Source organism: Ihuprevotella massiliensis (assembly GCA_900095835.1).
Lineage (GTDB): Bacteria > Bacteroidota > Bacteroidia > Bacteroidales > Bacteroidaceae > Alloprevotella > Alloprevotella massiliensis.
Genome location: LT608321.1, coordinates 2,683,169 through 2,690,860, shown reverse-complemented (window position 1 = coordinate 2,690,860; position 7,692 = coordinate 2,683,169). Strand labels below are relative to the sequence as shown.

Here is a 7,692-nt window from a genome sequence, read left to right as displayed (position 1 = left end):
TGAAACCAACAATGTAGCTGACAAGCATCAGAAGGTGGTGCAACAACTCAACGCACAACTTAAGAAGGAATTGGAAGCTCCTCAACGATAATCTGAGTAGCCCCACTCTTCTTTCTCATCCCTTCCCACTGGCTGGAGGAGAAACTCATCGGTGGAACGCTAGAAATCCTAGTGTTCCACCGATTTTTTTTCCCAAATCGGTCATTAGATTCTGAACAGATTTTACGCCAGTTCGGTATAAGGGTTTGCTTAGAAAAGTTCCAATTGCCTACTCTTTTCAATGCGCACGGGAAGGGTCTCGGGCTTATTCTCGAAGAAACAATATGCTGCTAATGCCGCACAGAGATTCATGAGAAAGTTATGTACGGAGCGATAGTGTGAATGGACAAGGTTGGCCTTGGTCTTGAGCAGTTCGTTGATGCATTCTATTATATATCGCTTGCGCAGCATCATTTTGTCCCACAAGGGCATAAGCTTGTTTTTCATGTTTGATTTGAGTCCATGAACTAGGTGGATGCCTTGGTTGAAGAGGTTCTCAAAGAATTCTTGCTTGATGTAGCCCTTATCGGCAAATACTTTGCCGTAGAGCACCTTGGTGAAGACTCTCCACACCCTAGGGTCCCTGTCGTCCACGTTTGCGGAAAGAGCCAAAATGATAGCACAACAGGACGGTCATGATTTCGCTCTTGGACATCTGCCTTTTGCGTTTTCGCATACGCTTATACCCCTCGTCTATGGGGGCGATATGTAGTTTTTTAGTTAACTCGGCATCTAAATTCTTGCAGAACTCATCCAATATACAAAATATTTCTGTAACTTTGTCTGTGGTAATCATCGCTACATGTGTTTTGTAAGTTATTGATTTACAACTATAAAGTTACAAAATAATAGCGAGATTACCAACTTTTCAGGGCACTTTTTATCCCGAACTGGCGTAAGAACTTGCTTGTTGTCGTTTTTCTTTTTACCTTTGCATGGCAGTGATAATGTTTCCCAAAACCACATCACCACGCGCTTGTGTGTGCAATGTGGTCTCAGGGAAAGGTATTATTTATAAGGCGAGAGAACCATTACGACGGTTCTTTGGCCTGTTGCACCGATCCATTAAAAGAGAAACGTGTATAACATAACAGCACATCATCATTATGGCAGCAAATATATCAACATGGTTGAAACCTGAGATAAAAGCAGAAAGCTTGGAACAAGAGGGTGGTATCTTCTTGTACATGGATAACGACTTCGTTGGTGGAGACAACCATAAATACATGAAGATGTACGATTGGATGTCTTACGTCTACGATTTTGGAGAGAAATGGATAGGACGGCTTAAATTTGGCCGAGGGCTCGAACAGATGCGCACCGAGCTGATGAGCCGTTTGGAGTGGCGAAACAACATCTCCGTGCTCTATGTCTCTATTGGTACAGGGGCCGACTTGAACCATCTGCCGCAGGGTGTCGACCTTAAAACGTTGGAGTTGGTGGGTGCCGACATTTCGTTGGGCATGCTTAGGCGGTGCAAAAAGAAGTGGCAGAAGAAAACAAACTTAACGCTTGTGCAATGTCCTGCCGAACAGCTGCCTTTTGCCGACAATACTTTCGACCTTGTTTTCCACAACGGAGCCATCAACTTCTTTAACGATAAGGCCCGTGCAATGAACGAAATGCTGAGGGTTGCGAAACCTGGGAGTAAGATTCTTGTTGCCGACGAAACGGCCGACTTTGTGGAATCGCAGTACAAAAAAAGTATTTTCTCAAAGTCGTATTTTGAAGGTAAGACGGTCGATTTGCACGAAATGGAGCAATGTGTCCCACCACAGGCAGAAGAAAAGCGAACAGAGCTATTCTGGAATAATCGGTTTTATGGAATCACGTTTAGGAAAAGTAGAGGTTAAGTAGCCGTGCCCTTTAAAGGTGAAAAATTGAAAGGGTGAAAAGGTGAAAAGATGGCTGCTCCACCAATCTTGTTAATTCGTTAACTTGTTACTTGTCAATGACAAGTGTGACCGTATCTGCTAATGAACGTGTGCGGTTTATTGAGCTAATAACTAGAAATTCTAGTAAATCTAGTCAGACTTGTCTGACAAGTCTGACTAGAATAACTAGATAAACTAACCCCGCTAGCTTATTAGAGGACGGCTATGCAGACCAAGCAGAGGAGTTGGCAGGCGACCACCGTCCTTCAGGGCACTGGCGCGGGGGGAAGTACAGCGCTTTTGAAGCCGGAAGTGCCGTTCCATTCATCGTAAGTTGGCCCGCGGGAAAAGTGCCTCAAGGCAAAACAAGCCGAGCTTTGGTGAGTCAAATCGATGCTGTGCGCTCGCTCGCCGCCGTGGTAGGAGAGCAACTCTCAGACACCCTGGCAGTGGACAGCCGCGATCAGCACCGCACCTGGCTTGGACAATCCAACAAATCTCGCAACTACGTGCTTTCCATGGCCTATAATCGTTCGGTGTCTATCCGCACTCCTCAGTGGAAATACATCGTTCCCATGACAGGTCCTGCCATGGTGCCCTGGGGACCACACATCGAAACGGGCTTCTCTGCCGGTGCACAGCTCTACAACATGCGAAGCGCCCAAGATGAAACCAACAATGTAGCTGACAAGCATCAGAAGGTGGTGCAACAACTCAACGCACAACTTAAGAAGGAATTGGAAGCTCCTCAACGATAATCTGAGTAGCCCCACTCTTCTTTCTCATCCCTTCCCACTGGCTGGAGGAGAAACTCATCGGTGGAACGCTAGAAATCCTAGTGTTCCACCGATTTTTTTTCCCAAATCGGTCATTAGATTCTGAACAGATTTTACGCCAGTTCGGTATAAGGGTTTGCTTAGAAAAGTTCCAATTGCCTACTCTTTTCAATGCGCACGGGAAGGGTCTCGGGCTTATTCTCGAAGAAACAATATGCTGCTAATGCCGCACAGAGATTCATGAGAAAGTTATGTACGGAGCGATAGTGTGAATGGACAAGGTTGGCCTTGGTCTTGAGCAGTTCGTTGATGCATTCTATTATATATCGCTTGCGCAGCATCATTTTGTCCCACAAGGGCATAAGCTTGTTTTTCATGTTTGATTTGAGTCCATGAACTAGGTGGATGCCTTGGTTGAAGAGGTTCTCAAAGAATTCTTGCTTGATGTAGCCCTTATCGGCAAATACTTTGCCGTAGAGCACCTTGGTGAAGACTCTCCACACCCTAGGGTCCCTGTCGTCCACGTTTGCGGAAAGAGCCAAAATGATAGCACAACAGGACGGTCATGATTTCGCTCTTGGACATCTGCCTTTTGCGTTTTCGCATACGCTTATACCCCTCGTCTATGGGGGCGATATGTAGTTTTTTAGTTAACTCGGCATCTAAATTCTTGCAGAACTCATCCAATATACAAAATATTTCTGTAACTTTGTCTGTGGTAATCATCGCTACATGTGTTTTGTAAGTTATTGATTTACAACTATAAAGTTACAAAATAATAGCGAGATTACCAACTTTTCAGGGCACTTTTTATCCCGAACTGGCGTAAGAACTTGCTTGTTGTCGTTTTTCTTTTTACCTTTGCATGGCAGTGATAATGTTTCCCAAAACCACATCACCACGCGCTTGTGTGTGCAATGTGGTCTCAGGGAAAGGTATTATTTATAAGGCGAGAGAACCATTACGACGGTTCTTTGGCCTGTTGCACCGATCCATTAAAAGAGAAACGTGTATAACATAACAGCACATCATCATTATGGCAGCAAATATATCAACATGGTTGAAACCTGAGATAAAAGCAGAAAGCTTGGAACAAGAGGGTGGTATCTTCTTGTACATGGATAACGACTTCGTTGGTGGAGACAACCATAAATACATGAAGATGTACGATTGGATGTCTTACGTCTACGATTTTGGAGAGAAATGGATAGGACGGCTTAAATTTGGCCGAGGGCTCGAACAGATGCGCACCGAGCTGATGAGCCGTTTGGAGTGGCGAAACAACATCTCCGTGCTCTATGTCTCTATTGGTACAGGGGCCGACTTGAACCATCTGCCGCAGGGTGTCGACCTTAAAACGTTGGAGTTGGTGGGTGCCGACATTTCGTTGGGCATGCTTAGGCGGTGCAAAAAGAAGTGGCAGAAGAAAACAAACTTAACGCTTGTGCAATGTCCTGCCGAACAGCTGCCTTTTGCCGACAATACTTTCGACCTTGTTTTCCACAACGGAGCCATCAACTTCTTTAACGATAAGGCCCGTGCAATGAACGAAATGCTGAGGGTTGCGAAACCTGGGAGTAAGATTCTTGTTGCCGACGAAACGGCCGACTTTGTGGAATCGCAGTACAAAAAAAGTATTTTCTCAAAGTCGTATTTTGAAGGTAAGACGGTCGATTTGCACGAAATGGAGCAATGTGTCCCACCACAGGCAGAAGAAAAGCGAACAGAGCTATTCTGGAATAATCGGTTTTATGGAATCACGTTTAGGAAAAGTAGAGGTTAAGTAGCCGTGCCCTTTAAAGGTGAAAAATTGAAAGGGTGAAAAGGTGAAAAGATGGCTGCTCCACCAATCTTGTTAATTCGTTAACTTGTTACTTGTCAATGACAAGTGTGACCGTATCTGCTAATGAACGTGTGCGGTTTATTGAGCTAATAACTAGAAATTCTAGTAAATCTAGTCAGACTTGTCTGACAAGTCTGACTAGAATAACTAGATAAACTAACCCCGCTAGCTTATTAGAGGACGGCTATGCAGACCAAGCAGAGGAGTTGGCAGGCGACCACCGTCCTTCAGGGCACTGGCGCGGGGGGAAGTACAGCGCTTTTGAAGCCGGAAGTGCCGTTCCATTCATCGTAAGTTGGCCCGCGGGAAAAGTGCCTCAAGGCAAAACAAGCCGAGCTTTGGTGAGTCAAATCGATGCTGTGCGCTCGCTCGCCGCCGTGGTAGGAGAGCAACTCTCAGACACCCTGGCAGTGGACAGCCGCGATCAGCACCGCACCTGGCTTGGACAATCCAACAAATCTCGCAACTACGTGCTTTCCATGGCCTATAATCGTTCGGTGTCTATCCGCACTCCTCAGTGGAAATACATCGTTCCCATGACAGGTCCTGCCATGGTGCCCTGGGGACCACACATCGAAACGGGCTTCTCTGCCGGTGCACAGCTCTACAACATGCGAAGCGCCCAAGATGAAACCAACAATGTAGCTGACAAGCATCAGAAGGTGGTGCAACAACTCAACGCACAACTTAAGAAGGAATTGGAAGCTCCTCAACGATAATCTGAGTAGCCCCACTCTTCTTTCTCATCCCTTCCCACTGGCTGGAGGAGAAACTCATCGGTGGAACGCTAGAAATCCTAGTGTTCCACCGATTTTTTTTCCCAAATCGGTCATTAGATTCTGAACAGATTTTACGCCAGTTCGGTATAAGGGTTTGCTTAGAAAAGTTCCAATTGCCTACTCTTTTCAATGCGCACGGGAAGGGTCTCGGGCTTATTCTCGAAGAAACAATATGCTGCTAATGCCGCACAGAGATTCATGAGAAAGTTATGTACGGAGCGATAGTGTGAATGGACAAGGTTGGCCTTGGTCTTGAGCAGTTCGTTGATGCATTCTATTATATATCGCTTGCGCAGCATCATTTTGTCCCACAAGGGCATAAGCTTGTTTTTCATGTTTGATTTGAGTCCATGAACTAGGTGGATGCCTTGGTTGAAGAGGTTCTCAAAGAATTCTTGCTTGATGTAGCCCTTATCGGCAAATACTTTGCCGTAGAGCACCTTGGTGAAGACTCTCCACACCCTAGGGTCCCTGTCGTCCACGTTTGCGGAAAGAGCCAAAATGATAGCACAACAGGACGGTCATGATTTCGCTCTTGGACATCTGCCTTTTGCGTTTTCGCATACGCTTATACCCCTCGTCTATGGGGGCGATATGTAGTTTTTTAGTTAACTCGGCATCTAAATTCTTGCAGAACTCATCCAATATACAAAATATTTCTGTAACTTTGTCTGTGGTAATCATCGCTACATGTGTTTTGTAAGTTATTGATTTACAACTATAAAGTTACAAAATAATAGCGAGATTACCAACTTTTCAGGGCACTTTTTATCCCGAACTGGCGTAAGAACTTGCTTGTTGTCGTTTTTCTTTTTACCTTTGCATGGCAGTGATAATGTTTCCCAAAACCACATCACCACGCGCTTGTGTGTGCAATGTGGTCTCAGGGAAAGGTATTATTTATAAGGCGAGAGAACCATTACGACGGTTCTTTGGCCTGTTGCACCGATCCATTAAAAGAGAAACGTGTATAACATAACAGCACATCATCATTATGGCAGCAAATATATCAACATGGTTGAAACCTGAGATAAAAGCAGAAAGCTTGGAACAAGAGGGTGGTATCTTCTTGTACATGGATAACGACTTCGTTGGTGGAGACAACCATAAATACATGAAGATGTACGATTGGATGTCTTACGTCTACGATTTTGGAGAGAAATGGATAGGACGGCTTAAATTTGGCCGAGGGCTCGAACAGATGCGCACCGAGCTGATGAGCCGTTTGGAGTGGCGAAACAACATCTCCGTGCTCTATGTCTCTATTGGTACAGGGGCCGACTTGAACCATCTGCCGCAGGGTGTCGACCTTAAAACGTTGGAGTTGGTGGGTGCCGACATTTCGTTGGGCATGCTTAGGCGGTGCAAAAAGAAGTGGCAGAAGAAAACAAACTTAACGCTTGTGCAATGTCCTGCCGAACAGCTGCCTTTTGCCGACAATACTTTCGACCTTGTTTTCCACAACGGAGCCATCAACTTCTTTAACGATAAGGCCCGTGCAATGAACGAAATGCTGAGGGTTGCGAAACCTGGGAGTAAGATTCTTGTTGCCGACGAAACGGCCGACTTTGTGGAATCGCAGTACAAAAAAAGTATTTTCTCAAAGTCGTATTTTGAAGGTAAGACGGTCGATTTGCACGAAATGGAGCAATGTGTCCCACCACAGGCAGAAGAAAAGCGAACAGAGCTATTCTGGAATAATCGGTTTTATGGAATCACGTTTAGGAAAAGTAGAGGTTAAGTAGCCGTGCCCTTTAAAGGTGAAAAATTGAAAGGGTGAAAAGGTGAAAAGATGGCTGCTCCACCAATCTTGTTAATTCGTTAACTTGTTACTTGTCAATGACAAGTGTGACCGTATCTGCTAATGAACGTGTGCGGTTTATTGAGCTAATAACTAGAAATTCTAGTAAATCTAGTCAGACTTGTCTGACAAGTCTGACTAGAATAACTAGATAAACTAACCCCGCTAGCTTATTAGAGGACGGCTATGCAGACCAAGCAGAGGAGTTGGCAGGCGACCACCGTCCTTCAGGGCACTGGCGCGGGGGGAAGTACAGCGCTTTTGAAGCCGGAAGTGCCGTTCCATTCATCGTAAGTTGGCCCGCGGGAAAAGTGCCTCAAGGCAAAACAAGCCGAGCTTTGGTGAGTCAAATCGATGCTGTGCGCTCGCTCGCCGCCGTGGTAGGAGAGCAACTCTCAGACACCCTGGCAGTGGACAGCCGCGATCAGCACCGCACTTGGCTTGGACTCTCCAACAAATCTCGCAACTACGTGCTTTCCATGGCGTATAATCGTTCGGTGTCTATCCGCACTCCTCAGTGGAAATACATCGTTCCCATGACAGGTCCTGCCATGGTGCCCTGGGGACCACACATCGAAAC

Annotated in this window: 5 protein-coding genes and 4 pseudogenes; 6 read left to right on the top strand and 3 right to left on the bottom strand. The window is 45.8% G+C overall.

The window, feature by feature from the left end:
• Positions 1 to 249: 249 nt before the first annotated feature.
• A pseudogene (locus BQ2633_RS10850) lies at positions 250 to 835 on the bottom strand (transposase).
• A gap of 310 nt (positions 836 to 1,145) precedes the next feature.
• Between BQ2633_RS10850 and BQ2633_RS10845 the strand changes: the two are divergent.
• A complete protein-coding gene (locus BQ2633_RS10845; RefSeq protein WP_075567039.1) occupies positions 1,146 to 1,892 on the top strand; it encodes a class I SAM-dependent methyltransferase in 747 nt (248 codons plus the stop codon).
• Positions 1,893 to 2,158: 266 nt separating this feature from the next.
• Positions 2,159 to 2,671, top strand: a complete 513-nt coding sequence (locus BQ2633_RS10840) for an alkaline phosphatase family protein (protein WP_075567038.1) — start codon at positions 2,159 to 2,161, stop codon at positions 2,669 to 2,671.
• Between the two features lie 158 nt (positions 2,672 to 2,829).
• Here the strand turns inward: BQ2633_RS10840 and BQ2633_RS10835 are convergent.
• A pseudogene (locus BQ2633_RS10835) lies at positions 2,830 to 3,415 on the bottom strand (transposase).
• A 310-nt stretch (positions 3,416 to 3,725) separates the two neighbouring features.
• Here BQ2633_RS10835 and BQ2633_RS10830 point away from each other — a divergent pair.
• Both BQ2633_RS10830 and BQ2633_RS10825 read left to right on the top strand, forming a co-directional pair.
• The gene (locus BQ2633_RS10830) at positions 3,726 to 4,472 is read left to right on the top strand and encodes a class I SAM-dependent methyltransferase (RefSeq protein WP_075567039.1); all 747 of its coding nucleotides are present in this window, start codon (positions 3,726 to 3,728) and stop codon (positions 4,470 to 4,472) included.
• Positions 4,473 to 4,738: 266 nt separating this feature from the next.
• Positions 4,739 to 5,251: an alkaline phosphatase family protein gene (locus BQ2633_RS10825; protein ID WP_075567038.1), complete on the top strand. Its 513-nt coding sequence runs from the start codon at positions 4,739 to 4,741 to the stop codon at positions 5,249 to 5,251.
• A 158-nt stretch (positions 5,252 to 5,409) separates the two neighbouring features.
• Here the strand turns inward: BQ2633_RS10825 and BQ2633_RS10820 are convergent.
• Positions 5,410 to 5,995, bottom strand: a pseudogene (locus tag BQ2633_RS10820) (transposase).
• 310 nt (positions 5,996 to 6,305) lie between these two features.
• Here BQ2633_RS10820 and BQ2633_RS10815 point away from each other — a divergent pair.
• A complete protein-coding gene (locus tag BQ2633_RS10815) occupies positions 6,306 to 7,052 on the top strand; it encodes a class I SAM-dependent methyltransferase (RefSeq protein WP_075567039.1) in 747 nt (248 codons plus the stop codon).
• A gap of 266 nt (positions 7,053 to 7,318) precedes the next feature.
• Positions 7,319 to 7,692 (top strand): annotated as a pseudogene (locus tag BQ2633_RS10810) (arylsulfatase); the annotation flags it as partial.

Bases quoted from the DNA above. Each gene is read 5' to 3' on its own strand.
- BQ2633_RS10845 (WP_075567039.1), top strand. From the start codon at position 1,146: ATGGCAGCAAATATATCAACATGGTTGAAACCTGAGATAAAAGCAGAA.
- BQ2633_RS10830 (WP_075567039.1), top strand. From the start codon at position 3,726: ATGGCAGCAAATATATCAACATGGTTGAAACCTGAGATAAAAGCAGAA.
- BQ2633_RS10815 (WP_075567039.1), top strand. From the start codon at position 6,306: ATGGCAGCAAATATATCAACATGGTTGAAACCTGAGATAAAAGCAGAA.